Genomic DNA, 25,458 nt, shown 5'->3' with positions numbered 1-25,458 from the left:
GCATTTCGGCAAAGGCTTCGAAGCGCGAAATCTGACTAGAGGAAAGTACTGCACAAGCCTTGAGGTTGACGTATAATAGAAGATTATGTGTGGAATTGTGGGATATGCGGGTTTTGGCAAGGTTTGCGCAAAACCTTTGGAAGTTTGTTTAGGTGGTTTAGAGCGTTTAGAGTATCGCGGATATGACTCTTCAGGCGTGGCGTTGGTGGCACCCGGAATGAGCCAGGTTGCCGTGCGCAAAAAAGCTGGACGCCTAGCTGTGTTGCGAGATGATATTAGTGCGAATCCTATGCCGGAAGCAAGCGCTGCAATCGGTCATACTCGCTGGGCTACAAACGGTGCTCCTTGCGACGCAAACGCGCATCCTCACACAAGTGTTGACGGAAAAATCGCCCTTATTCATAACGGAATTATTGAAAATGCTGTTGTTCTAAAAGAGCAGCTTCACGAAGAAGGCTACGAATTTTCTTCCCAAACAGACACGGAAGTTGCGGCAAAACTTCTTGGTAAAATCGCAAACGAAATTGTGGAAGAAACCGGAAAAGCAGACTTATTTACAGCTCTTCGACGCACTGCAAAAATGCTTAAGGGTGCTTTTACTCTTCTAGCAGTGGACGTTCGTCAGCCTGGTATTGTTGCAGCTGTTCGCCACGATTCTCCGCTTGTTGTGGGTCTTGGTGACGGCGAGTACTTCTTAGGTTCGGATGTTGCGGCTTTTGTGGCTTACACGGACCGCGTTTTAGAAGTTGGTCAAGATCAGGCTGTTTGCATTGGAAATATTGACGAAAGCGGCAAAGCTGGTTTGCTTCTTACTGATTTTGACGGCAAAGTTGTTGAAAATCCTACGTGTTTTACAGTTGACTGGGATGCGTCTGCTGTAGAAAAAGGCGGCTGGGATTCCTTTATGGATAAGGAAATTCATGAAGATCCGCACGCTGTTGCAGACACTTTGCGCGGGCGTTTTGACGCTCAGGGAAATATTGTTCTTGACGAAGTTCATATTGGCCAAGACGTGTTGCGCGCGATTGACAAAATTATTGTTGTTGCTTGCGGCACGGCAAGTTACGCAGGTTTGGTTGCAAAATATGCGATTGAGCACTGGGTACGCGTGCCGGTTGAGGTGGAGCTTGCGCACGAGTTTCGTTACCGCGACCCTATTTTGACGCATCGAACATTGGTGGTTGCAATATCGCAGTCTGGCGAAACAATGGACACTCTTATGGCTTTGCGTCACGCGCGCGAGCAGGGAAGTAGGGTTCTTGCAATATGCAATACGCAAGGCTCTAGCATTCCGCGCGAATCCGATGCTGTGCTTTACACGCATGCTGGTCCAGAAATCGCTGTTGCTTCTACTAAAGCTTTTGTGGCACAAATCGTTGCAGCATACATGCTCGGTCTTTATTTGGCACAAGTAAAAGGCACAATGTATCGCGACGAAATCCAGCAAATTGTGGCGCAACTTAAAGAGATGCCGAATAAAATTCAGCATGTTCTCGACACTCAGTCAGATTCCATTATGAAAGCTGCAGAGCATACGCTTGAAGCTAAGTCTTTCCTATTCTTAGGTAGGCATGTTGGTTACCCGGTTGCAATGGAGGGCGCTCTTAAGCTTAAGGAAATTGCGTATACTTTCACAGAAGGTTTTGCAGCCGGCGAGCTTAAACATGGTCCAATTGCTCTGGTTGACGAGGGAGAGCCTGTTGTTGTAATCGTTCCTTCTTCTCGCGGACGCGACGTTTTACACTCAAAAGTAATCTCCGGTATTGAGGAAGTTAAAGCGCGCGGAGCGTTTACTATTGCGGTTGCTGAAGAAGGGGATCCGGATGCTGCAAGATACGCGGATATTGTTTTCTGGCGTCCTGAATGCCCAACTCTTTTAAGCCCGCTTGTTGACGTTGTTGCGTTGCAGTTATTCGCAATGGATATGGCAAAATTAAAGGGTTACGATGTTGATAAGCCAAGAAATCTTGCCAAATCCGTAACTGTAGAATAAAACTTATGGTAGCAAAATAGTAGTAGGCGGCAGCTAATGCTTACATTCGCAAAAATATTGCAATCGCGCAATAGTTTGAAACAATTAGTGCTTTCAATATTGTGTGTTTTGTCTTTATTGCTATCTTCTGGATGCACAAATGCGGATGCTAGAACACGAATCACTGTGTGGTCGTGGGAACCAAGCATGAAGCGTATTGCAAAAGAGTTTGAGCGTCTTAATCCGGATCTTCGTGTTGTTGTAAAAGACACTAGCGGCTACAGCAATCTAAACAGCGCTATTCAAGACGGTTACGGAATACCAGATGTTGCTCAGCTGGAATATTTCGCACTACCGCAATACGCTGTAAGCGAGCAGCTGCTAGATATTACTGATCGAGTGCAGGGGACTAGAACTTTTTACACTCCTGGTACTTGGTCTTCTGTGCAATTAGGTGGGAGAATCTACGGCTTGCCAATGGATTCAGGCCCTATGGCTTGGTTTTATAACGATGACGTATTTAAGCAAGCTGGTGTTGACGCAACTAAAATACACACTTGGGAAGATTACCGTCATGCTGCTAGAAAACTGAAGGATATTGGCGTTTATATTGCTGCAGATTCGGGAGATGCCAGCTTTTATAACGCTATGATTTGGCTTGCAGGTGGGCGTCCTTTTATTACTTCGCACGATGGAAAAACAGTTACTGTGCGTTTGGGCTACGATAAGGGCACGCAAAAGTTTACTAAGTTTTGGCAGTCTATGATTGACGAAGGCTTAATTGACACTAGAACTACAACATGGACGCAACGCTGGAAAAATGGTATTGGAGCCGGCAAAATTGCTTCTGTTTTTGCTGGAGCTTGGATGCCTTCTTTACTTCTGGAGAATGTGCCAGGTACAGCAGGATTGTGGAAGGTTGCGCATGTGCCAACTCTTCACGGCGAAAAACGCAACGCAGAAATGGGCGGATCTGCGCTATCTGTGCTGAAATTAAGTAGAAAACCGGAAGCTGCTATGCGTTTTGTGAATTTTGTTTGTCACGAAATGCAAGGTATTAGAATGCGCGTCAACGGTGGAGCGTTTCCTGCGGATGTTGTAACTCTTGCTGACCCGAATTTTCTAAATCGAACAACAATACGTGATTCGCGCGGAATTGACATACCTTATTTTGGTGGTCAGAAATTTAACCGCGTATTTGCTGATGCTGCAAATCAAGTAGATACCAGATACCAGTATTTGCCGTTTGAAGTGTATTCCAGAAGCGATTTTCGAGCAACTGTTGGTCAGGCGTACGACTGGAGTAGGAAGTCGCGTGCTCGCTTGAATGTGCAATCTATGATTGACGCTGGAATTACTCAAGATGACGGCAGTCAGCTGTGGCTTCCAGATGATCCGGGTCCTCGTATTTCTATAAAAGACGGTTTAGATTTGTGGCAAAAGGACTTAAAAGAATACGGGTATAACCAAGGTTTTGTTGTTAGATAGTTAAAACTAACGCAAGTTTCTTCTATAAATTTCTGCCATGCCTTTGAAAATCAAATTAGGATCGTAATAGTCGATTGATTGAACATCCTGCTCAAATAAACTACCCAATCCGCCTGTGGCAATCACCTTAAATGGCTCATTTATTTCACTCTTAAACTGTTCAATAGTGCGCTCAATGCCACCTAAGAAACTGTAGTATAAGCCGGCTTGCATGGCAGTAAGCGTAGATTTTGCAAGAACAGACTTTGGTCTAGAAATTTCAACTTCCGGAAGCTGAGCTGTATTATCCCACAAAGCTGCTGCTGCAGTTCTAATACCAGTACAAATAAGACCGCAGGTAATAGCGCCACTTTTATCAACGTAGTTGTATGTTGTAGCGGTACCGAAGTCAATAACAAGAACAGGCCCACCGTACTCATTAAACGCACCAACGCAATCAGCCAAGCAATCAGCGCCAAGCGATTTAGGCTCGTCAATGCGAATATTCATGCCAGTTTTAACACCAGGGCCCACAATCATTGGGTCAATATTAAAGAATTTTATTATGCTAGAACGGAATGAGTGCATAACTTTTGGTACAACAGAAGCAATTATTACATCGTCAACATCGCTTGCTTTGAAGCCGCTTAAATGCAGGAATTGCATAAGCATAATGCCGTATTCGTCGCAAGTGCGGTTGGATTTTGTAGTCATGCGGTACGTGCCGACGATTTTGTTATTTTTTAAAAAGCCGAGCACTATGTTCGTGTTGCCAATGTCTACTGCTACTAACATTTATACGCGCTTCCTGATGTTGATATTTATGGTTGATACTACTTGTTGATATTACTTGTTGATATTAACGAAAGTTTGTGAATTGTAGATTTAAGATTTAACGTGCGCGAGATGGGACTTGAACCCACACGTCGTAAGACACAGGAACCTAAATCCTGCGCGTCTACCATTTCGCCACTCGCGCATAACTCATACAAATAATCGAGCGTGGAAAACACAAGTCGTAACACAAATCGCAAGTATTAACACGCTCGAATGAGTCGAGAGCCGCTTGACAGAATCGAACTGTCGACCTTCTCATTACGAGGGAGACGCTCTACCGACTGAGCTAAAGCGGCATGTTGCCCGAGACGCATTCGCGACTCGCGCACAAGAAAAGTATTTTATCGTATTTTTTTAGATTTGTCTAATTTGGCGCGCCGTGCAACAGATAACCCTCCAAATGCGGGGTAGGTTGCGCGCGATTGGAGTGCAACACATAAATTTTATGCGCGCACTATCAGTGTGATTGTGTTCATTTTTGTGTTAAGCTTCGCGTGTTTCTGTCTGCTTTTGTGAGTATCTTGTGAAGTGGATGATAGTGACAATTGCTGTCGCATCAGTTAAAGAAATGAAAGGACCTAGAAATGGCCATCAATCCGCCAGTTGACGCCGTAAAAACCCCAGAGTGGGCTGCATTGCAGAAGCATTACGACGAGTTGCAATCAGAAGGCGTTTGCCTGAAGAAGTGGTTTGCAGAGGATGCAAATCGCGTGGATAAGTTGAGCTTCGAAGCTGGAGATCTCCACTTCGATCTTTCTAAGAATTTAATCAAGCCTGAAACTCTTAAGCTTTTCGCAGACCTCGCAAAGGCTGTAAAGCTTGACGAGCGCACTAAGGCAATGTACACCGGCGTGCACATTAACAATACTGAAGATCGTGCAGTTTTGCACACTGCTTTGCGTCGTCCTGCAGAAGATGCTGGCAAGTTCATTGTTGACGGTCAAGATACCGTTGCAGATGTTCGTGAAGTTTTGGGTCGCATTTACGATTTCGCTAACGAAGTTCGCTCCGGCGCTTGGAAGGGCGTTACCGGCAAGAACATCAAGACTGTTGTAAACATTGGTATCGGTGGTTCCGACTTGGGTCCGGTCATGGTTTACGAAGCCTTGAAGCCATACGCTGACGCTGGCATTAGCGCTCGCTACGTTTCTAACATTGATCCAAACGATATGGCCGAAAAGACCAAGGATTTGGATCCAGAAACCACTTTGTTCATCATTGTTTCCAAGACTTTCACCACTTTGGAGACTTTGACCAACGCTCGTACCGCTCGCACCTGGTTGCTTAACAAGCTTCAGGAATCCGGCGCTATTGACGGAAGCGACGCAAAGAAGGCTGAAGCTGTTGCTAAGCACTTCGTTGCTGTTTCCACCAACCTCGAAAAGGTTGAAGAGTTCGGCATCAACCCAACCAACGCATTTGGCTTCTGGAACTGGGTTGGCGGCCGTTACTCTGTGGATTCCGCTGTTGGTACTTCTTTGGCTGTTGTTTTGGGCCCAGAGCGCTTCGAAGAGTTCTTGAAGGGCTTCCACGCAATCGATACTTACTTTGCTGAAACCCCATTCGAGAAGAATGTTGTGGTTCTTCTTGGTATGCTCAACGTTTGGTACCGCAACTTCTACAAGGTTGCTTCCCACGCTGTGCTTCCATACGACCAGTACTTGCACCGCTTCCCAGCTTATTTGCAGCAGCTCACCATGGAATCCAACGGTAAGTCTGTGCGCTGGGATGGCACTCCTGTAACAAGCGAAACCGGCGAAATCTTCTGGGGCGAGCCAGGCACCAACGGCCAGCACGCTTTCTACCAGTTGATTCACCAGGGCACTCAGCTTATTCCAGCTGACTTCATTGCCTTTGTGAACACGCCAAATCCTACTAAGGATGGCGATCAGGATGTGCACGAGCTCTTCTTGGGCAACTATCTTGCACAGACTAAGGCTCTTGCTTTCGGCAAGACTGCTGACGAAGTTCGCGCTGAAGGCACTCCAGAAGAGATCGTGCCAGCTCGCGTATTCAAGGGCAACCGTCCAACCACTTCCATCTTCGGCGATGCTTTGACCCCATTTAGCTTGGGTGAGCTTATTGCTCTCTACGAGCACATTACCTTCGTTGAAGGCACTGTGTGGGGCTTGGATTCTTACGATCAGTGGGGCGTGGAGCTTGGCAAGCAGCTTGCAAAGCAGATTACTCCTGCAATTTCTAAGGATGATGAAGCTTTGGCAGCTCAGGATGCTTCTACCCAGAGCTTGATTCGCTTCTACCGCGCACATCGCAAGTAGTTCGCAAGAGTTCGCAACTGATTAAAAATTAGTTCGAACAAGGCTTGTCTATTTGCCTAAAAATTAAAACCTCTTGGTGAGTGTTAATCATTCACCAAGAGGTTTTTGTTTATATAAATAAATACAGATTCAACTACAGATTCAAGAAAAGCTGGTGAATTCGCGTATCGCTGTCCAGCTCCGGATGGAAAGACGTGCCAATTTGATTTCCTTGACGCGCTGCCACAACGTGACCATCTACAGTTGCAAGAGTTTCAGCGTTAGATCCAACTTCTGCAATATAAGGCGCGCGAATAAACGTCATTGGAACTGCACCAAGATCACCAAAATCAGCATCGCAGTGGAAGCTTCCAAGCTGACGTCCGTAAGCGTTGCGCTTAACAGTCACGTCCAGTGTGCCAAATCCGTTTACTTCGTTACCTTCAACGTTCTTTGCAAGCAAAATCAATCCTGCGCAAGTGCCAAGAACAGGCATTCCGCAAGCAATCCTTTCGCGCAAAGGCTCGAGCATATTTTGCTCTTTAAGAAGCTTAGCTTGTACAGTGCTTTCGCCGCCAGGAAGCACCAAACGGTCAAAAGACTGCTCCAAGTCACGAGCCTGCCGAAGCTCTATTACGCGTGCGCCCAGCTTTTCTAGCATCAACCTATGCTCAAGAAAAGCTCCCTGAACTGCTAAAACAGCTACAGTTTTAGGGGCGCTTGCGTTTGAAGTTATAGTAGGGGAGTTTGCCAAAATCATTCGCCTCAATCACTCGCCGCGCTCAGCCATCAAAAGCTTGATTTCCTGCTCGTTAATGCCAACCATAGCTTCACCCAAGTTTTCGGAAAGCTTAGCAATCATCTTGGCATCCTTGTAGTTAGTAACAGCCTTAACAATTGCTGCAGCGCGCTTTGCAGGGTCACCAGACTTAAAGATGCCGGAGCCAACGAACACGCCTTCAGCACCAAGCTGCATCATCAAAGCAGCATCTGCTGGGGTTGCAACGCCGCCTGCAGCAAAGTTAACAACAGGAAGCTTGCCGTTTTGTGCAACATACTTTACGAGTTCAAATGGCACGCGCAAATTCTTAGCTTCTTCAAAAAGCTCATCTTCACGCATGCTGGTTAGCTTGCGAATAGCGGAATTCATCATGCGCATGTGACGCACAGCCTGAATCACATCGCCAGTTCCTGGCTCGCCCTTAGTGCGAATCATGGAAGCGCCTTCGTTAATCCTGCGCAAAGCTTCACCCAAATCCTTAGCGCCGCAAACGAAAGGCACAGCAAAATCGCGCTTATTAATGTGGTAAACGTCGTCAGCTGGGCTAAGCACTTCGCTTTCATCGATGTAATCGATTTCAATAGCTTCAAGCACCTGAGCTTCAACAAAGTGACCAATGCGGCACTTTGCCATAACAGGAATAGACACAGCCTCTTGAATGCCGTGAATCATAGCTGGGTCGCTCATACGAGAAACGCCGCCTGCTGCACGAATATCGGCAGGAATACGCTCCAAGGCCATAACTGCGCATGCGCCAGAATCTTCAGCAATTCGCGCCTGCTCTGGGGTGGTGACGTCCATAATTACGCCACCCTTAAGCATTTGCGCCAATTGGCGGTTCAATGCTGTACGGTCTTCACCACTTTGGTTTTGCGGATCCGAGGATTCGTTCACAGTTACTGTAGTATTCAAGTTCTCAGTCATCATTCCTCGCTTTGTATTAGATGTGTTTGCGCACGTTTGCAAGTTTACGTTCTGTTGGAATTTAATCACATTCGTAGGATATATGCCTAATAAATAGTACAACCTTGTGCATTCTTAAAATCGTATTTATACAAATTTTTCGCGAGTTTTTTGGATGATTGCACGGTGAGCCTGCTTTTAGCTTGCGCTACGATTGATACTGCCGGCGACTTGGGGTTGATTTTATTTAATTTGCAATCAAGCGTCGAGCATAAAACAACTAAAAATAGATAACAATTAAATATAAATAGCAACTAAATAACTTAGTACCATTTAGAAAGGTTTATGGTATGAGTAACGCAAAACCCGAGGAAGGCGTGCACGAAGAAAACGGCGCGACCGAAACATTCTCTGGTGAATCTTACACAAGTAATTCTTACGATAACGCTTCTGCAGATAGCGCGTCTAAATCAAGTACAGACGACTCGCTTAATGCAGCAGCAAAAGAAAGCGCTTCTTCAAAAAATCGTAAGTTAAGCAAGCCTTGGCTATTTACAATAGTAATTGTTGCGATTGTTGTAATAAGCGCGATTTTTGCAACTGTAACAGACCCAAGCTTATTCAAATCGCAAAACGCTGTGTCTACAATGTCGCACAAAACCGTCACAATCGGCTTAAAACTGGCTCCTACTAATCTCGATATTAGAAACCAGTCCGGTTCTTCGCTAGATCAGCTTCTTATTGGTAACGTTTACGAGGGCTTGGTTGCGCGAAATGAAAAAAATCAGGTTTCGCCTTCTTTGGCAAAAAGCTGGGATGTAAGCAAAGACGGCTTACGCTACACTTTCCATTTGCGTAAGGATTCCGTATTTTCTAACGGACACAAGCTTACGGCAAAAGATGCTGCGTGGTCGTTTAATGAGCTTGTTTCTAAGCAGTATCGCGGCTCGAATATGGTTGGAAAAGTTGAGTCTGCAAAAGCAAAGGACGATTACACATTTGAAATTACGCTTAAAGAGCCAAATGCGAAGCTTTTGTGGGCTTTGTGCTCTCGCGCGGGCTTAGTGTTTGATAAAACAGCTAAATACGATGCTAAAACGCAGGCAGTTGGTTCCGGACCGTACTTAATCGAAAAGTTCGTGCAGTCTGATCGCGTTGTGTTAAAAGCAAATCCGCGTTATAAGGGAATTCATCCTGCTAAAACAGAAAAAGTTGTTATTCGCTACTTTGTGGACGACAACGCTGCTGTAGACGCGCTTTCTTCCGGCTCTGTTGAAGCTCTTGCTCCTATTTCCGGCCAGCTTGCTAAGCCTTTTAAAGATGACTCTAAGCGTTACGTTGTGCGAGCTGGAAATGGCACAGACAAGTTCGTGCTTGCTATGAATATGAACGGCGAGCGCACGAAGGATGCTCGCGTTAGAAAAGCTATTCGTTACGCGATTGATCACAAGCAGATTATCGCGTCTCGAGGCGGCACAGATTTGGCACTTGGTGGCCCAATCCCATCTCTTGACCCAGGTTATGAGGATCTAACTAAGCTTTACCCTCATAATATTGATCGCGCGAAAGCTCTTATGAAAGATGCTGGCTTCGATAAGTCGCATCCTCTTCAACTTTCACTTACTTACCCGAATATTTACGGCACTCAACTTGGCGACCAATTGCGTTCGCAGCTTGAAGCTGTTGGTATTGATTTGCGCGTGAATGTTGTTGAGTTTACTACTTGGCTTCAGGACGTGTATAAGAATAAGCAATACGATTTGTCGATGGTTGACCACAACGAAAGCCACGATTTTGGCCAGTGGGCGGATCCTACTTACTACTACGGTTACAACAATAGTAAAGTGCAAGACTTGTACGCGAAGGCTATGCTTTGTGCGAATGAGCATGATTCTGCTAAATTGCTTGCTAAAGCTGCACGAATTGTTAGCGAGGATGCGCCTGCTGATTGGCTGTTTAACTACCGCGTTGTAACTGCGAAGGTGAAGAATCTTGAAGGAATGCCTTTTGACATGAATCAGGAGATCTTGCCGCTTTACAACCTGCGTTTAGCTAAATAGCTAAAAGTCTACGCAAAAGTTAAACAAGTAATTAAAAATTGATGCAAAAGGGGAGTTATTAATGTTTCGCACGATATGCCAAAGACTTCTGCTTTTTATTGCGGCTCTGTTTTGCATTTCTGCGGCTGTTTTTCTTGCGCTTCGTGTTCTTCCAGGAGACGTTGCGCAAGTTATGGCAGGCATTAACTCCCCTCATGGAAAAGTTGAGCAGCTGCGCGCCGAACTCGGCTTAAATAAGCCGCTTTTTACTCAATATGCCGATTGGCTTCTGGGTGTTTTGCGTGGAGATTTCGGCGTTTCTGTTCTAACCGGCAGGCCCGTGGTTTCAATGATTTTAAGCCGCGCTACTATAACTTTTCCGCTGATTTTTTTGGGACTTGCTATTGCGCTCGCAATTGGTATTCCGCTTGGCTGCTTTAAGGTAACTCATGAAGGAAAGCTAGTTCAAGTGGTTTCTCGATTTACTGCTATTTCTGCAGGATCCGTGCCGGCTCTTTGGGGTGGAATGCTTCTTATTTTGCTGTTTGGCAAAGGTGTTGGCGTGCTGGGGCTTCTTCCTACTCAGGGTTTTCCAACTGACGGCTGGAGTGATTTTTCCGAAGCGTTTTTGTCGCTACTTTTGCCGGCGATTACGGTTGGAATTATTGTTGGCTCTAGTTTTATGCGCTACACTTCAGCAGTTCTTGAAAATATTGCTAATAGTGAAATTGCTGCTGAAGCAATGGCTTGCGGAATGACTCGTAAGCAGGTTGTTTGGCGAGTTGGTTTGCGTCTGGCTCTTCCACAGCTGGTTTCTGTTATTGGTTTGACTTTCGCTCACATGGTTATGGGTGTGATGGTTATTGAAAACCTGTTTTCTTTACCTGGAATGGGTATGGGTTTGGTTCGAGATGTTGGTTTGCGCGATTTAATTGCCGTGCAGGGCGAGCTTTTTATGCTGGCGGCTCTTTTTCTGCTAATTGGTTTTGCAGTTGATATTGCTCACAGGCTGCTAGACCCTAGGTTGGCAAGGTGATTTTGTGAAAAAGATGCGATTTACTATTCTAAAACGTATATGGCGTGCTTCTTTTGGTAAATTCGTATGCGTAACGCTTTTTCTTTGGATTGCTATTGCCGCAATCTCACTGTTTTGGACTCCTTATTCTCTTCTAAAAACAAACGGCTACGAAGTGTGGCAAAAGCCGTCTTTTGCACACTTACTTGGTACTGATGGAACTGGCGCAGACATGCTTAGCTGGCTTATGGCAGGCTCTCGAGTGGAGCTTGTTATAGTTATTTGCACAGTTATGATTTCTGCTTTAATTGGCACAGTTTTGCTGAGTATTATGATTTCGCAGTATAAAATTATTCGTGCAACAAGCGTCATGGCTGTTGACGCTCTTATTTCCGTTCCAACTGTTCTGATTGCTCTTATGCTTGCGGTTCCGTTTGGCACAAACGTTTTGGTGATTGTGATTGCTTGTGGATTTGGATACGGTTTTAATCTGGCTCGTATTGTGCGTCCAAGCGCAAATCTTGTTTTGCAATCAGATTACGTAAATTCAGCTATTTCTCAAGGCGCTTCAAGAAGATACGTGCTACTTCGTCACGTGCTCCCTAATATTACGCCTGTAGCGCTTGTGCAGCTTTCTCTTTCTGCAGGAACGGTGATTTTGGCGGAAAGTGGCCTAACATACTTGGGAGTAGGTGTGCAATCTGGAGTTCCTAGCTGGGGGCGTGTTTTGGCAACTTCCGTGACGCTTATTCACGTAAATCCTTTAGCTGTTCTATGGCCGGGATTGATCGTAACAATAGTTGTTGTGGCTCTTAATCTTCTAGGTGATGTGTTGCGTAAAGTATTGGATCCTTGCGCAAAAAGTATGAATAAAGTAGGCGCAAAATGAGCTTAAATATTCAAAATCTTACGTTAAATCTTGGCAAAAAAACTATTCTTAACAACGTTTCTCTGCATGTTGAAGATGGTGAGCGTGTTGGCTTAGTTGGGTCTTCTGGCTCTGGAAAATCTATGCTTCTTCGCGCCGCAACCGGCTTGCTTCCGTTTGAAACTAAAATTTCTGGATCTTGCATGCTTGGGGGAGTTCAAACTGTTGGAGCTAGTGATGAGAATCTTGCACGCCTTCGAGGAAAATACGTGGGTGTGGTATTTCAGCAGGCTAATCGCGCGCTTAATCCAATGCTAAGCGTGGAGGAACAGATTTCGCTTCCTTTGCGAATTCACTACCAACTTGATGCCGATGATGTTCATAATAGAGTTTGCGCAATGCTTGAAAAAGTTGGTTTGCCGCAGAATATTATTTCTAAACGCACTTTTGAACTTTCTGGCGGACAGCTTCAGCGCGTTGGTATTGCAACAGCTTTGATTACTTCTCCGCGGCTTATTTTGGCTGACGAGCCTACTACCGCTTTAGATAGCGTAACTCAAAAAGATGTTGTTAACATGTTGACTTCGCTTGTTGACAACATGGGTGCTTCGATGCTTTTTGTAACTCACGATTTTTCGGTGCTTTCGCGCGCTGCTAAACGTTGTTATGTTCTTGATTCTGGGCGATTGGTTGACAGTGCAGAAGTTCAAGATTTGCTTGAAAATCCGCGCGTTACTTCAACTAAGCAATTGGTTGATGCTGCTAAAAAGTTGACTTTAAGAGCGCAAAAATTAGATTCCCAAAGTGTAAGTAGCGAAAACGTAAGTCGAAAAGATTCTTCGCTTTTAACTGCAAAAAATATTCACGTTACTTTGGGTCGCGCATTAGCTCGCGCAGAAGTTTTGAAGGGCGTTGATCTGGATCTTTTCAAAGGAGAATCGCTTGCTATTATTGGCGGTTCTGGCTCTGGCAAAACAACTCTTATTCGCGCAATGTTAGGTCTTCAAAAAATTTCAGATGGAATCGTTACTTATGATTCACAAATAGTGAATTCTTCCACAAATCGCAAAAAAATTTCCGATTATAGTGCGCTTCGTAAAGAAACTTCTCTTGTTTTTCAGCACCCATTTGCTGCTTTAGATCCGCGATGGACTGTTCTAAAAAGTGTTGCCGAGCCGCTTAATATTTGGCGAAAATCTCTTCAATTAGACGAAGCAACTATTCGCAACCGAGTTGAAGAAATGTTGCAATTAGTTGGATTAAATCCTGAAGATTTTTTGGAACGTTACCCTCATGAGCTTTCTGGTGGTCAAGCGCAATGTGTTTGTATTGCTCGCGCATTAATCAATAATCCTCGAGTTTTGCTTGCTGATGAGCCAATGAGTGCAATTGACGTTGCTGAGCGCACTCGCATTCTCGACGCTTTTGCGGCAATTCGAAAAGAGCGCCCAACAATGTCGTGTGTTTTCGTAAGCCACGATTTAGGTATGATTCAGAATTTAGCAACACGCGTAATTGTTCTTAACGATGGGGAAATTGTGGAATCTGGAAGAGTAAGCGATGTTCTAAATAATCCGCAAAATGACTACACTCGTGCTCTTGTAAACGCAGCAATCATGTAAATAAATCTTTCAACTAATAAATCTTTCAACTAATTAGGCAACTACCGTCTACTATAGAAGTACTTAGTACGTAAAGAGTACGTTGTTTATTGTGTAGTTAAGCGAAGGGAATACTTATGAATAAGCAGGATGCGTCTAGGCCTAGACCAGAAAGTTTTGAACTAGATCATACAAAAGTAAAGGCACCTTACGTACGTTATATTGATACGCAACACGGCCCTCACGGAGATGTAATTTCCAACTACGATATTCGTTTAACGCAGCCTAATGAGGAAGCAATTCCTACTGCCGCATTGCACACAATTGAGCATATGATTGCAGTGTTACTTCGCGAGCGCATTGATGGCTATATTGATTGCTCGCCTTTTGGTTGCAGAACTGGTTTTCATTTGCTAACTTGGGGTGAACACAGCACAGAAGATGTGGCGCGCGCTTTAAAGGAATCTCTTGAGTTTATTGCGTTTAATGCCACCTGGGATGATGTTCCTGCAACAACTATTGAATCTTGCGGCAACTATAGAGACCACAGTTTATTTGGTGCTAGTCAATGGTGTAAAGATATTCTAGCGAAGGGAATTAGTTCGGATCCTTTTGAGCGCAAACTTGTGTAAGTAATAATTAGCTAGTTTTGCGTAATTTTGCGTAGTTTTATTTAGTTTCTTTTAGAGGTTGGCGTGGAAGATATAACATTGAGAAAAGCAACGCTTGGTGACTTGCGAAATATTGAGCATATTTATGAAAATGCTCGCAAATTTATGCGTGTTACAGGCAATCCTCATCAGTGGGGGAATAGTTTTCCACTTGTTTCAAGTGTTATTGAAGATATTCGTTTAAAACGTTTCTATTTGATTGTTGACGAGGACCCAGAATCATGTAACGAGCGTATTCTAGCGCAATTCGCATTATGCGAAGGTGTTGATGAAGTGTATGCCAGTATTGACGGTGCGTGGCTTGATGATATTTCCCCCTATGTAACAATTCACCGCTTAGCATCTTCGGGAATAAAACCAAAAATGGCAACAGCGTGCTTGCATTGGGTGCAGCAAAACTATAATAATGTACGCATTGACACGCATCCAGATAACGTAATTATGCAAAAAGTAATTACGCGTGCAGGGTTTAGTCGTTGTGGATTGGTCGTTATTCCAGATCGTGTACACAGTGCAGTACGTATTGCATATCAATGGATGCAAACACTTAATCATGTCATATGAAATGCGCGTGTGTTCTTAAAAGCTTATGGAGAGTATACAAAAGAGCATGTAGCATTAAAAGCATACTAAATCAGTTAGGTGAGTTATGAGTACAGATTTAAGTAATGCAGCAAGTAATAGTGCACGTAATTCGGCAATGTTAGAAGCAAACTATGCTCGCGCTTTAAGTACATACCCGGGTCAGGTAATCGTCGATTTGAAGGCGCTTCGAGACAATATGCGCACTTTGGTTGCGCGAGTTGCTCAAAATTTGCAGCCTGGTCAAAATGCGCCGGAAGTTATGGGGGTAGTAAAAGCAGACGGTTACGGACATGGCTTAATTCCTAGTGCTCTTGCTTCTTTATCTGGTGGATCTACTTGGCTTGGCACAGCTCAACCATACGAAGCGTTACGTTTGCGTGCAGCTGGTATTGATTCCAGCCGATGCCATATTCTTACTTGGCTTACTAGTGCTCCAACTACCAGATTTGCGGATTTAATTTCAGAAGATATTGATATTTCTGTTGGATCTATTGATTCTCTCGACGCTGTGGCTTTTGCTGCACGAAAGTTAGGTAAGCCTGCGCGCGTGCACGTAAAAGTCGATACAGGTTTTGGTAGAAATGGTTTTACTCCAGCCGGTTTTAGTGACGCTCTTAAAAGATTGCAGCAATACTCTAGCGAAGGCGCGATTGAAGTTATTGGCCAATGGAGTCATTTAGCTGTGGCAGATTCTCCAGACGTTCCAGAATTTGTAGACGCAACAGACCGCCAAATTCAACAATTCCACGAGTTTACGAAACGCATGAAAGAAGCTGGTTTAGCGCCTAAAATCCGTCATTTAGCAAATACTGCTGCAACGCTTAACCGCCCAGAAATTCGTTTTGAGCTTGTTCGCCCAGGAATCGGTTTGTACGGCTATGAGCCGGATCCTGCAATGGGAAATTCCCAAACCTACGGATTGCAGCCTGCTATGACGCTTCAAGCCCAGCTTGGCACTGTAAAAACTGTAGAAGAAGGACATGGAATTTCCTACGGACGCACGTATTTAACTCCAAATAATACGAGTACTGCTATTGTGCCTCTTGGTTACGCTGACGGCATTTTGCGATCTGCTTCCGGATTCGATATGCAAGGTGCGCGTCATGTTAATAAGCCAGGCGGTCCGGTTAGAGTAGAAACAAAGAATGGTGCTCGAATTGTGAACGTTTCTGGGCGAGTTTGCATGGATCAGTTCATAGTTGATTTAAAAGGCGATGCTTCGCAGTTAGGTGTTTTGGAAGGCAATACTGTAACGCTTTTTGGTCCTGGAAGAGGCTTGGAATTTGCCGAGCCTACTGCGGACGATTGGGCAGAAGCTGCAGGAACAATCAGCTACGAAATTATGACTGGAATTGGCGCTCGCGTGCCGCGGCTTTACCGCAACGCTTACGAAGTGCTATCTTCCAGCGATATTTCAAAACTGGACGCAAAAAGTCTTATATAACTTGTTACTGCTTGTTTTAAGACGGTTAATAAAATAGTCTTAATTGCAAATAAAAGAGGTGCTAGATGTGCGACGAAGTAATTGCATCAGATAACGAAGTCGTTGGCGAATACGATTTGCACGACACTGAGCGCTGGGCGAGCGAGCCTCATCACACTCGTGCTAGAACGCCTTTTGAAAGAGATCGCGCGCGAATTATACACTCGTCTGCGCTTCGTAGATTGGGTGCAAAAAGCCAGGTTTTAGTTGCAGGATCGGATGATTTTGCCAGAACTCGTTTAACGCATACTTTGGAAGTTGCGCAAATTGGTAGACAGATTGCAGCAATGCTTGGATGCGATCCGGATGTTGTTGATTGCGCTTGCTTGTCTCACGACTTGGGTCACCCGCCTTTTGGTCACAACGGTGAGCGTGCGCTCGCAGAATTGGCGAAAAATATTGGTGGTTTTGAAGGAAACGCGCAAACTCTTCGCCTACTTACACGCTTGGAACCGAAAGTTTTTCGTGAAAACGGCAGTAGTGCAGGAGTAAATCTTACGCGCGCAGCATTGGATGCTGCAGTGAAGTATCCGTGGGGATTAGAAGAAGCAAAAGCGCACGACAAAGGCGAGCGCGATCTTAAATTTTGCGTGTATCCGGATGATCGCGATGTATTTGAATGGCTGAAAATTGGTGCTCCTAACGAAACCAGGCCGATGGAATGCCAGATAATGGATCTTTCGGACGATATTGCTTACAGTGTGCACGATATTGAGGATGCGATTGTAACCGGCGCTTTTAACCCTGCTTTAGTTGCTGATTCAAAAGTTGTAGATAAAGTTGTTGAAGAAACCCATGCCTGGTATGGAAATCGTTGGGATGTAGATAAACTTTTGGCGGCTTTGCAGCGTTTAAGGAAGCGCGCAATGTTCCCGGATTCTTTCGACGGTTCACGCCGAGCGTTAGCGCAGTTGAAAAATATTACTAGCGCTCTTATCGGCCGTTTCGCAAGTTCTGTTGAGCATGCTACTCGTGCTTGCTATGGTGACGGCCCACTTGTTCGTTATCGCGCAAACCTTGTGATTCCGGAAGATACTTCCTACGAAATTGTAATACTTAAAAGTTTGGCAGTGCACTTTATAATCGCGCCTCGAGAGCGTGAAGTTTATAAGCGCGAGCAGAAGATTTTGACGGATTTGGTGGAAGTTTTTATGAGCAAGTCGCCGCGTTCGCACGACGCTATGGAAGCCGTGTTTGTGGGAGATTGGAACGAGTGCACGAATGATGATGAGCGTTTGCGCGTTGCAATCGACCAGGTGGCAAGCTTAACAGACGGTTCCGCAGCAACTCTTCACGCGGCCTTGTGCTAGGTTCTTTTGCTGGGTGTTTTTGCTGGGTTCTTTTGCCAAGTTCTTGCGAAAACTGTTGTTTGCAATAAACTATGTGCTTAGATCGCTTTACAACGATTCGCTAGGATTTGCACTCCAGTCGAAAGGCTCTTCCACAAGATAGTACGCGTTTGAATCGTCTGGTGCAGGTGCGAACGGAACAGCGCGTCCTTTTATACTAGGAATAAACGGACTCCACTCAGGATAAGTATGTTTAGGTAAATCAACTCGCGTCTGCTTATACAATTTAGGATTCCTGCGCAAAATAAATGGTCGCGTCAAATCCGGCTTATTCTCAACTTTTCCAGCGAAATATCCGCTATTTAAAAGCTCATCAAACTTCGCACCAACAGGAACAACCACCATAAAATCTTGCATAACGTAGTAGTATCCAGTGTGGATGCCTGGACTTTGCCTCATTTCATCACTATAATCACTGTCGTCTAAAAGCCTTTCTCCGTCAATATACTTACCGTCTACGCACAGGGAAGGGTCATCAAAATTATGAATAACATGTCCATCGCAGCGCGCCGAATCCCTTCCGGCATATAATTCAACTGCGCCTGTATCTCCAGAAACAAGATTGTTTTTCATGTATTTTGTATTTTCAATATTTTTATCATATATAGCATAACCAGAAGGGTCTTGACCCCAGGTACTCATATAAAGAACATCTATATCTCTGTTGACAATTGAACTGCTATTAACAGAACCGCTTTTGGCAACTTCTTCCGTCATAACGCCATGAATATTTTCTTCCTCGTAACCATTTGTAGCTACATATGGAAGAAGATTTATGCAGTTGCCACTCTTCGTGCACCATTTGCCAACGAAAGAACCAGCTCGTTGCACAAGATAAGCCGTTTGATCGACGTAATCCATTGGCTTAGTCACTACATCTTTTGTTTTGGATGCGTCAACACCATAGTAAAGCGTTACGGCTTTAGGATTTCCTTTAGTGCCCAAAGCTGGGTAGGCGCCAACGATTTTGCCAAAATATTTTGCAGACGAGAACTTCGGGCGAAGATCCACGCTGAAAGGCTTAGAAGATAGCATGTCCTTGGCTTTGTCTTTATCTAACCCAAACACGTCAACCGGCACGCCATCAGTGTTTTCGCCAACAGCAATATTTATTACGCCGTCTTTACCAACAGCGTTTCCAGGCATCGGGATAGACGCAACAATCTTACCGTCGGCAGCATCGGTAGAAGGCACACGATGCAGTTTTACTGGAACGCCCATTGACTTCACAATTTTCTTAGCATTTTCTAAACTTACGCCAACAACGCCTTTTGCTGGAACGCCAGGGCCTTTAGATCTTAGAATTTTTACAACTGTTTTAGTTGACACTTTAGAACCCGGCTTAACGTTTGCGTATCGGAGGAAGTTGCCCTTCTTTTTGCCGCCAAACTCGTCTATAATTTTCGTACGGAAACCCTTATTTTCCAAGGATTTTACAACTTTGTCCGCATTGTCTCCAGCTTTTGCTTTAGGGATTACTTCCGGATTTGAATTTAAGCCCATAAAAGTAGTAGAAGTGTTTCTAGTGAAATACCAGACTGTTCCGGCAAGAATAAGCACTACCGACAGGACAATGCTGGTAATCATAATTGCAAGACGCTTGCGATTGTTAAGAAGATTGGCTTTGTTTGAGCTTGTTTCTTTTGCGGGATTTGGTTGAGAGTTTTGCGGCGGCTGGTACTGCGGTTGGGGCTGCTGCTGGTATGTCAGTTGCGATTGGTAAGACAGTTGCTGCGGTTGTGACTGAGGCTGCTGACCTTGAGGATTAACTTCACTTTCAACTACAGCCCCACAAAAACCGCAGAACTTATCTCCCTCATCAATCTTATTTCCGCAATTTATACAAAACATCGAAACCTTCTATCACGCACTCAACAATCTCATTTATAAAATGAATTCTATTTTCTATACTACAGCTACTTACTTGATTTTTTAATACGGAAACAAACGCCGGGGAAATACACGGCAAATGTTTCCAATAACTCCAATACCACTCGCCGCCGGTTTGCGATAAGCTAGATACCATGGTTGGAATGATCGCAAAAGAAGATATTGAGCGCGTGCGCGCTGTGGCAGATTTGTACGATATTGTGTCTGCAACGGTTACGCTTAAGCCTTCGGGAACTGGCACTTTCGTAGGTCTTTGCCCATTCCACGATGAAAAAACGCCTAGTTTTAGCGTGCGTCCAAGCTTGGGCGTGTGGCACTGCTTCGGATGCGGCGCAGGCGGCGACGTTTTTAAGTATGTTGAGCAGAAAGAAAACATTGATTTTCGCGAAGCTGTTGAGTTTTTGGCGGATCGCTACCATATTGAAATGCACTACCAGCAGGCGGAAAAAGGCGAATCTCAATCGCACGGTTCTAAGCGAGCCAGGCTTTTAGAAGCAAATGAGGAAGCTCAAAAGTTTTTCGTTTCAAATCTTAATACTGAGGAAGCTGCTGCCGCGCGCGAATTGCTTGCCGGGCGAAACTTTACTCCTCAGCAAAGTGCGCGTTTTTCTTGCGGTTACGCCCCTAAAGGCTGGGATAATTTAGTTAGATACTTAGCAAATAAAGGTTTTACGCGTCAAGAGCTTCTCGACGCGGGTCTTGCTAGACTCGGTCAGCGCGGAATATACGACTACTTCCGTGGCCGATTAACTTGGCCTATTCGCGACTCGACTGGTAGAACTCTTGGCTTTGGCGCTCGCAAGCTTTACGACGACGATTCTATTAGCGCAAAGTATATTAACACTCCCGACACTGCGCTGTATCGAAAAACGCAAGTTTTGTACGGAATTGACTTAGCTAAAGCAAATATTGTTAAAAAGCGTCAAGTTGTAATTGTTGAAGGCTACACGGACGTTATGGCCTGCCATTTAGCTGGTGTTGATACTGCAGTTGCTACTTGCGGAACTGCTTTCGGCGTTGAACATGCGAAGATTGTGCGCCGCCTTATTGCTGATGATTCTTTGGGTGCAATTCAGCTTGTTGGTCCTCTAAAAGTGGATGGTCAGTCTGTAAGCTCGCGAATTGTTTTTACTTTTGATGGTGATGCTGCCGGTCAGAAGGCTGCGCTTCACGCTTTTGGCTTAGATTCTGCATTTTTGACGCAAACTTTTGTTGCTGTAGCAGACAATAATCTTGATCCTTGCGATTTGCGCATTCAGCGCGGTGACGACGCTGTGCGCTCGCTTGTTTCGCACGCAAGTCCGCTTTATGACTTTGTTATTAACACTGTTATCAATCGTTTTGATACTTCGTTCACGACTGGCCAAATGGGTGCGGTGAAAGCTGTGGCTCCTCTTATTGCGCAGATTCGCGACCGTTCGCTTCTTGACTTGTATGCTCGCAAAGCTGTGCGCGCAATTGGAGTTGATTTAGCTGTTATGCGTAGGGAAGTTGAGGCTTCTCGCCGTCGTTTGCAAGTTCGAGACGACGACGCTTACGCATCTAGGTATACCGCTACTCCTGCTGGCTTGCCGCAGGCTGCTGAGCGTGATGCAGATTCTAAAGTCTCTAGAATGGCTATTGTTCGAAGTGCTGCGCAAAATCAGCGTTATTATCGTGTTGATGATGCTGTATTCATGTGCGAGCAGCAGTTTATGGCTTTGCTTCTGCAAGTTCCGCTTGCGTTTAACGAACAATTATTTGCAAAATTGACGTTAAATAATTTTATTACTCCAGTATTTAGAACGCTGTTTCAAGCGTTTGTTGCTGCGGGAGGATTGCCGACTGGCAACGTTACGCAAGGATTGTGGTTGCATATGATGACTAAAGCGGCTGGACCTTTGCTGGAGTCTGTTATTACGGAACTTTCGGTAATGCCATTGCCGCTTCCTGCGGCTTCAGACTCGTTAGAAGATGCCGGCAATCGGCAGAATCAGCAATCTTCAAACGGATCTCCTTCGGATGTTTTGCGAAAAGCTACTGCTGCAGAAAGCAAGTATGCGAACGAGCTGCTTATTCGACTTTTAGACGTTGGTTTTATGCGTAGAATTGGTGCAGCTCGAGCGCGTATGGCGAAGCTTAAGGATGGTCAGGAAAAGCTTGAGCTTCTAGGGAAGATTACCTCAATGGAAGCTGCTCGCAAAAACTTGCAGTCGCAAATCATGTAGTATAGCCACGAACGCTCCAAACGTGAGATAAGTTGCGCGCGTTTGCGCGACGACCTGCTTTAGCGCAGCGATTTAGCGCGCGAAAGCAACTCGGAGCGTGAGCTTGCTCAAGTTGAAAGCACAGTGTGCTTTCAACGCAAGCTCAGTAGCGAGCGCGTTATCCGCGCGAGCGTTAAGCACGGTGTGCTTTCAACGCAAGCAGGTAGTTGCGCACGTTTGGAGCGTAGCGTCAGTTACTAAAGTCAATATCACCGAGCTTCTCAATAAGCTTCATATTCTCGCTGTAGTCAACCGGGCAAGAAATCACGTCCACTCCGCTTTCCTGCTCCAAAGCAGCGCGAAGCATATTGTACAAATCTTCCGGCTTTTTAACAGCGTGACCGCGCGCGCCAAAGCTTTCCGCCAGTTTTGGCACGTCCGGATTATGGAAATCAACGTACTCGTGCTCGCCTGCGTGAAGCTCCATCTTCCACTTAATCAAGCCGTACGCGTTATCTTCCCAAACAAGAACAACCATGCGACTTCCAACGCGCACAGCTGTTTCAATCTCTTGCACGTTCATCATAAAGCTTCCGTCGCCCATTACGGCCAAAACTGGTTTTGCGTTCATTTTGCCGCCAATATCGCGAATAAACGAAGCTCCAACAGCACCCGGAAGCGTCCAAGCCATAGTAGAAAGACTGTTGTCGATTATGCAAGTATTCGGGTGCATAGTTGGGTACAAGCGTGCCATCCACATTTTCAAAGCGCCCGTATCTACAAGCACCTTCGTGCCTTCAGGAACAGCGCGGCGAATATCGTAAACTACGCGCTGAGGTTTCATTGGCATACTTTCGTCGTTTTCGCAAGAATGTAATTCTTCCGTAAGTAGTTGTCGAATACGAGGGTGACTTACGTCGAAAGTTACGTTGCGCGTCTTTAATACTGCTGTAAGAGTTTTAAGCGTTTGGCCAATATTTGCCATAATATTCAGCGCAGTAGGGTAGTGCGCGTCGGTATCTTCCACAAAAGTATTGATGTGAATAATAGTTTTATCAATATTCGGGTTGATTTTCTTAGGATCAAATTGTTGAATTGAAAAACCTACGGCAATAATCAAATCAGCCGTGTCAAAAGCGAAGTTTTCGTAGTCGCGATGCATAAATCCAACGACTCCAAGCGCATTCGGATGATTATCTGGGAAAACGCCTTTTCCTTCAAAAGTAGTTGCGACCGGCACATTAAGCTGCTCAGCAAACGCAAGAAGCTGATTTTCTGCGTGAGATCGCGCAACACCATTTCCAGCTAAAATAATAGGCTGCTTTGCTTTACTAATAATTTGAGCGGCTTCTTCAATAGTGTCCGGAGCTGGCATAATGTGAAGTGGATGCGGCAGTGGAAGCGGCTTCGCGTCTGCAGGCGCTTGCATTTCGCTAATATCTTCCGGAATAACAAGGCAGGTTGCTCCCGGACGATTGCGGCCGGCAATAGAGAAAGCTTTTCGAACCATTTCCGGCGCGGATTCTGGAGCAAGCATCATAGAAGACCATTGCGTAATCGGCTGGAAGAGCGCAACTAAATCAATAATCTGATGAGATTCCTTATAAAGTCTAGAAACATTACCTTGTGCGCAAATTGCCACAAGCGGGGTAGTGCTTGCGTTTGCTTGAGCTACAGGAAGCGTTAAATTCAATGCTCCAGGGCCTAAAGTTGCTAAGCATACGCCCGGCTTTCCTGTAATATGAGCGTATGTTGCTGCCATAAAACCGGCGCCCTGCTCGTGGCGAGTAAGTACAAAACGAATGCGGCCGTCGCGCTCAATTGCTTCAAGAAGTGGAATATTTTCCTCACCCGGAATACCGAAAACTACTTCAACGCCTTCATTTACTAAGCATTCAACAATTAAATCTGCAGTGTTGCGCTTGTGGTTTTCGCGAAGATGCTTTTGGCGAGCAAGTTTTTGTTCAATCTTCTTATTTTCTGTTTCTTGTGTTTCAAACATATTCCGCTTCTTATGTAGTAAATAATTATTTGTTCATTTCCAACAAATTCTTTTCTACATAATATACGTATTCCTGTCTTTTGCGACATGCTTTGCTTATGCGCGTGTCACAAAAAAGGGCGGAATTTTGTGTTAGCTACTTTAGGCTAAATCACGCTATTAATAGTTGCTAATTTATTGCTATTGCAACGATTTTGTCGGGAGTTTAACCTGTTTGTGGGACTGGGTTTCTAGTACAATAGGAGCATTGTGTTTACTGCCTTACGGAGGAATGATGAAGCGCTGGCTGTTGAATCTGGTCAAGTGTGAAACCATTCTTATTGTTGCGGCTATTTTAGCGATTATTTCTTGTTTTTTCGTGCCTCCTGATTGGCAATATCTTGGCTATATTCACGTGAACACAATTTCTCAGCTTGTTTGCCTAATGATGGTTGTGTGTGGATTCCAACGCATTGGTGTATTTCGTGCGATTGGCGCGCGTCTTTTAAGGCACGTTAGAACTGAGCGCGGGCTTGTGATTGTGCTTATGTCGCTAACGTTCTTTTCGTCAATGCTTATTACGAATGACGTTGCGCTTGTGACTTTCGTGCCGTTTGCGCTTTCCGTGCTTGTTATGGCAAATGCTGAAAAACGTTCGATTCTTGTAATCACGCTTATGACTATTGGCGCAAATGTTGGAAGCATGCTTACGCCTATTGGCAATGCGCATAACTTGTACTTAAAAGCGCTAACGCATATGTCTACTAAAGACTTTTTGACGATTATGGCACCGTATACGGTTACTGCTGCGGTGCTTATGATTGTGTTTGCTTTTGTGTTCTTTAAGTCTCGCAAAGTTGATCAGTTTGCAGGTTTGCATGGTGACGATATTGAGCAGAGCGTGCTTGCGCCTTCGCATGGACATCCGCAGCCGGATGAGATTCGCGTTATGGGCTACGGTATGAGCTTTACTCGTTGGCGTGTTATTGTTTACAGCCTGCTTTTTGTGGTTTGCTTGTGCGGTGTTAGCGGTTGGATTCCGGATTGGATTATGGTTGTGATTATGGTGGTGGCTTTCCTTCTTTGCGACCGTCATGTTTTCCGCGTGCTTGATTGGGCTCTTCCGCTTACATTTATTATGTTCTTTATTTTTATTGGCAATATGCGCAGAGTTCCAGGCTTTAGTGATCTTGCACAAATGTGGGTTGGGTCGCATCCTATGGAAGTTTCTGTGGCTTCAAGCCAGTTTATTAGTAATGTGCCAACGACGATTTTGCTTTCGGGATTCTGTGATCAGTGGAAGATGCTGATTATTGGTACGAATCTTGGCGGAATGGGTACGCTTATTGCTTCTATGGCTTCGCTTATTTCTTACAAGGGAATTACGCATCAGTATCCTGAGCATAGGGGACGTTATTTGCTTACGTACACGATTGTGAACGTGTTCTTCCTTGCGGTGTTAATGTCGCTTGCGTGGATTATTGAGTAGTGTTTTTGTAAGTTTTATAGGCGACTTTTATAGGCGATTTCTGTTATTTTCTGTTTTTAAGGCGCGTTGATAGTGCCGTTTTG

Annotated in this window: 18 protein-coding genes and 2 tRNA genes; 13 read left to right on the top strand and 7 right to left on the bottom strand. The window is 44.9% G+C overall.

What is annotated here, in order from left to right:
* Positions 1–85 precede the first annotated feature (85 nt).
* Positions 86–1,993 (top strand): glutamine--fructose-6-phosphate transaminase (isomerizing), encoded by a 1,908-nt coding sequence (glmS, locus tag NG78_RS00470; protein WP_004135397.1) that lies wholly within the window; start codon positions 86–88, stop codon positions 1,991–1,993.
* 36 nt (positions 1,994–2,029) lie between these two features.
* The gene (locus NG78_RS00475) at positions 2,030–3,460 is read left to right on the top strand and encodes an extracellular solute-binding protein (protein WP_004135396.1); all 1,431 of its coding nucleotides are present in this window, start codon (positions 2,030–2,032) and stop codon (positions 3,458–3,460) included.
* 6 nt (positions 3,461–3,466) lie between these two features.
* Here NG78_RS00475 and NG78_RS00480 read toward each other — a convergent pair whose 3' ends face one another.
* From NG78_RS00480 to NG78_RS00490, 3 genes are all read right to left on the bottom strand, one after another.
* On the bottom strand, positions 3,467–4,234 hold the full coding sequence (locus NG78_RS00480) for a type III pantothenate kinase (protein WP_004135393.1): 768 nt from the start codon (positions 4,232–4,234) through the stop codon (positions 3,467–3,469).
* A gap of 103 nt (positions 4,235–4,337) precedes the next feature.
* Positions 4,338–4,418: transfer RNA gene (locus tag NG78_RS00485), tRNA-Leu, on the bottom strand.
* A gap of 81 nt (positions 4,419–4,499) precedes the next feature.
* Positions 4,500–4,572 (bottom strand) — tRNA-Thr (locus NG78_RS00490).
* Between the two features lie 288 nt (positions 4,573–4,860).
* On the opposite strand from NG78_RS00490, the gene pgi reads away from it, so the two are divergent.
* Entirely contained in the window at positions 4,861–6,555 is a 1,695-nt protein-coding gene (gene pgi, locus NG78_RS00495; RefSeq protein ID WP_004135391.1) for a glucose-6-phosphate isomerase, read from the top strand.
* A gap of 133 nt (positions 6,556–6,688) precedes the next feature.
* Here the strand turns inward: pgi and pdxT are convergent, their stop codons facing one another.
* Positions 6,689–7,294, bottom strand: coding sequence for a pyridoxal 5'-phosphate synthase glutaminase subunit PdxT (pdxT, locus tag NG78_RS00500; protein ID WP_004135390.1), 606 nt, complete (start codon positions 7,292–7,294; stop codon positions 6,689–6,691).
* Between the two features lie 9 nt (positions 7,295–7,303).
* Positions 7,304–8,239, bottom strand: a complete 936-nt coding sequence (pdxS, locus tag NG78_RS00505) for a pyridoxal 5'-phosphate synthase lyase subunit PdxS (RefSeq protein ID WP_004135388.1) — start codon at positions 8,237–8,239, stop codon at positions 7,304–7,306.
* Positions 8,240–8,568: 329 nt separating this feature from the next.
* Here pdxS and NG78_RS00510 point away from each other — a divergent pair, with 329 nt between their 5' ends.
* The 8 genes from NG78_RS00510 (at position 8,569) to NG78_RS00545 (ending at position 17,790) form a co-directional block, all read left to right on the top strand.
* The gene (locus NG78_RS00510; RefSeq protein WP_004135387.1) at positions 8,569–10,278 is read left to right on the top strand and encodes an ABC transporter substrate-binding protein; all 1,710 of its coding nucleotides are present in this window, start codon (positions 8,569–8,571) and stop codon (positions 10,276–10,278) included.
* 61 nt (positions 10,279–10,339) lie between these two features.
* Positions 10,340–11,293, top strand: a complete 954-nt coding sequence (locus NG78_RS00515) for an ABC transporter permease (RefSeq protein ID WP_004135385.1) — start codon at positions 10,340–10,342, stop codon at positions 11,291–11,293.
* Positions 11,294–11,306: 13 nt separating this feature from the next.
* Positions 11,307–12,161 (top strand): ABC transporter permease, encoded by an 855-nt coding sequence (locus NG78_RS00520; protein ID WP_032834950.1) that lies wholly within the window; start codon positions 11,307–11,309, stop codon positions 12,159–12,161.
* The gene (locus tag NG78_RS00525) at positions 12,158–13,762 is read left to right on the top strand and encodes an ABC transporter ATP-binding protein (RefSeq protein ID WP_004135382.1); all 1,605 of its coding nucleotides are present in this window, start codon (positions 12,158–12,160) and stop codon (positions 13,760–13,762) included. The genes NG78_RS00520 and NG78_RS00525 overlap by 4 nt, the downstream gene beginning before the upstream one ends.
* A 116-nt stretch (positions 13,763–13,878) precedes the next feature.
* Positions 13,879–14,373, top strand: a complete 495-nt coding sequence (locus tag NG78_RS00530; protein ID WP_004135380.1) for an S-ribosylhomocysteine lyase — start codon at positions 13,879–13,881, stop codon at positions 14,371–14,373.
* A 63-nt stretch (positions 14,374–14,436) separates the two neighbouring features.
* Positions 14,437–14,976, top strand: a complete 540-nt coding sequence (locus NG78_RS00535; protein WP_004135377.1) for a GNAT family N-acetyltransferase — start codon at positions 14,437–14,439, stop codon at positions 14,974–14,976.
* 85 nt (positions 14,977–15,061) lie between these two features.
* Positions 15,062–16,441, top strand: a complete 1,380-nt coding sequence (gene alr, locus NG78_RS00540; RefSeq protein ID WP_004135376.1) for an alanine racemase — start codon at positions 15,062–15,064, stop codon at positions 16,439–16,441.
* Positions 16,442–16,506: 65 nt separating this feature from the next.
* Positions 16,507–17,790: a deoxyguanosinetriphosphate triphosphohydrolase gene (locus NG78_RS00545; RefSeq protein ID WP_004135375.1), complete on the top strand. Its 1,284-nt coding sequence runs from the start codon at positions 16,507–16,509 to the stop codon at positions 17,788–17,790.
* An 87-nt stretch (positions 17,791–17,877) separates the two neighbouring features.
* Here the strand turns inward: NG78_RS00545 and NG78_RS00550 are convergent, their stop codons facing one another.
* Positions 17,878–19,680 carry a zinc-ribbon domain-containing protein gene (locus NG78_RS00550; protein WP_004135374.1) on the bottom strand — a complete coding sequence of 601 codons (1,803 nt, stop codon included), beginning with the start codon at positions 19,678–19,680 and terminating at the stop codon, positions 17,878–17,880.
* Between the two features lie 173 nt (positions 19,681–19,853).
* On the opposite strand from NG78_RS00550, the gene dnaG reads away from it, so the two are divergent.
* Positions 19,854–21,926: a DNA primase gene (gene dnaG / locus NG78_RS00555; protein WP_004135373.1), complete on the top strand. Its 2,073-nt coding sequence runs from the start codon at positions 19,854–19,856 to the stop codon at positions 21,924–21,926.
* 229 nt (positions 21,927–22,155) lie between these two features.
* Here the strand turns inward: dnaG and NG78_RS00560 are convergent, their stop codons facing one another.
* Positions 22,156–23,907 (bottom strand): acetolactate synthase large subunit, encoded by a 1,752-nt coding sequence (locus NG78_RS00560; RefSeq protein WP_004135371.1) that lies wholly within the window; start codon positions 23,905–23,907, stop codon positions 22,156–22,158.
* Positions 23,908–24,181: 274 nt separating this feature from the next.
* Here NG78_RS00560 and NG78_RS00565 point away from each other — a divergent pair, with 274 nt between their 5' ends.
* Positions 24,182–25,375 carry an SLC13 family permease gene (locus NG78_RS00565; protein ID WP_004135370.1) on the top strand — a complete coding sequence of 398 codons (1,194 nt, stop codon included), beginning with the start codon at positions 24,182–24,184 and terminating at the stop codon, positions 25,373–25,375.
* Positions 25,376–25,458: the final 83 nt, after the last annotated feature.

This window comes from Gardnerella greenwoodii 00703Dmash (genome assembly GCF_000263635.1).
GTDB classification, from domain to species: domain Bacteria; phylum Actinomycetota; class Actinomycetes; order Actinomycetales; family Bifidobacteriaceae; genus Bifidobacterium; species Bifidobacterium greenwoodii.
Note: the sequence above shows the minus strand (reverse complement) of the source record. Positions and strands in the feature narration are given on the sequence as shown.

Excerpts from the sequence above, each read along its gene's own strand:
- glmS (WP_004135397.1), top strand. The coding sequence starts at position 86 with ATGTGTGGAATTGTGGGATATGCGGGTTTTGGCAAGGTTTGCGCAAAA.
- NG78_RS00475 (WP_004135396.1), top strand. The coding sequence starts at position 2,030 with ATGCTTACATTCGCAAAAATATTGCAATCGCGCAATAGTTTGAAACAA.
- NG78_RS00480 (WP_004135393.1), bottom strand. The coding sequence starts at position 4,234 with ATGTTAGTAGCAGTAGACATTGGCAACACGAACATAGTGCTCGGCTTT.
- pgi (WP_004135391.1), top strand. The coding sequence starts at position 4,861 with ATGGCCATCAATCCGCCAGTTGACGCCGTAAAAACCCCAGAGTGGGCT.
- pdxT (WP_004135390.1), bottom strand. The coding sequence starts at position 7,294 with ATGATTTTGGCAAACTCCCCTACTATAACTTCAAACGCAAGCGCCCCT.
- pdxS (WP_004135388.1), bottom strand. The coding sequence starts at position 8,239 with ATGACTGAGAACTTGAATACTACAGTAACTGTGAACGAATCCTCGGAT.
- NG78_RS00510 (WP_004135387.1), top strand. The coding sequence starts at position 8,569 with ATGAGTAACGCAAAACCCGAGGAAGGCGTGCACGAAGAAAACGGCGCG.
- NG78_RS00515 (WP_004135385.1), top strand. The coding sequence starts at position 10,340 with ATGTTTCGCACGATATGCCAAAGACTTCTGCTTTTTATTGCGGCTCTG.
- NG78_RS00520 (WP_032834950.1), top strand. The coding sequence starts at position 11,307 with ATGCGATTTACTATTCTAAAACGTATATGGCGTGCTTCTTTTGGTAAA.
- NG78_RS00525 (WP_004135382.1), top strand. The coding sequence starts at position 12,158 with ATGAGCTTAAATATTCAAAATCTTACGTTAAATCTTGGCAAAAAAACT.
- NG78_RS00530 (WP_004135380.1), top strand. The coding sequence starts at position 13,879 with ATGAATAAGCAGGATGCGTCTAGGCCTAGACCAGAAAGTTTTGAACTA.
- alr (WP_004135376.1), top strand. The coding sequence starts at position 15,062 with ATGAGTACAGATTTAAGTAATGCAGCAAGTAATAGTGCACGTAATTCG.
- NG78_RS00545 (WP_004135375.1), top strand. The coding sequence starts at position 16,507 with ATGTGCGACGAAGTAATTGCATCAGATAACGAAGTCGTTGGCGAATAC.
- NG78_RS00550 (WP_004135374.1), bottom strand. The coding sequence starts at position 19,680 with ATGTTTTGTATAAATTGCGGAAATAAGATTGATGAGGGAGATAAGTTC.
- dnaG (WP_004135373.1), top strand. The coding sequence starts at position 19,854 with ATGGTTGGAATGATCGCAAAAGAAGATATTGAGCGCGTGCGCGCTGTG.
- NG78_RS00560 (WP_004135371.1), bottom strand. The coding sequence starts at position 23,907 with ATGTTTGAAACACAAGAAACAGAAAATAAGAAGATTGAACAAAAACTT.
- NG78_RS00565 (WP_004135370.1), top strand. The coding sequence starts at position 24,182 with ATGAAGCGCTGGCTGTTGAATCTGGTCAAGTGTGAAACCATTCTTATT.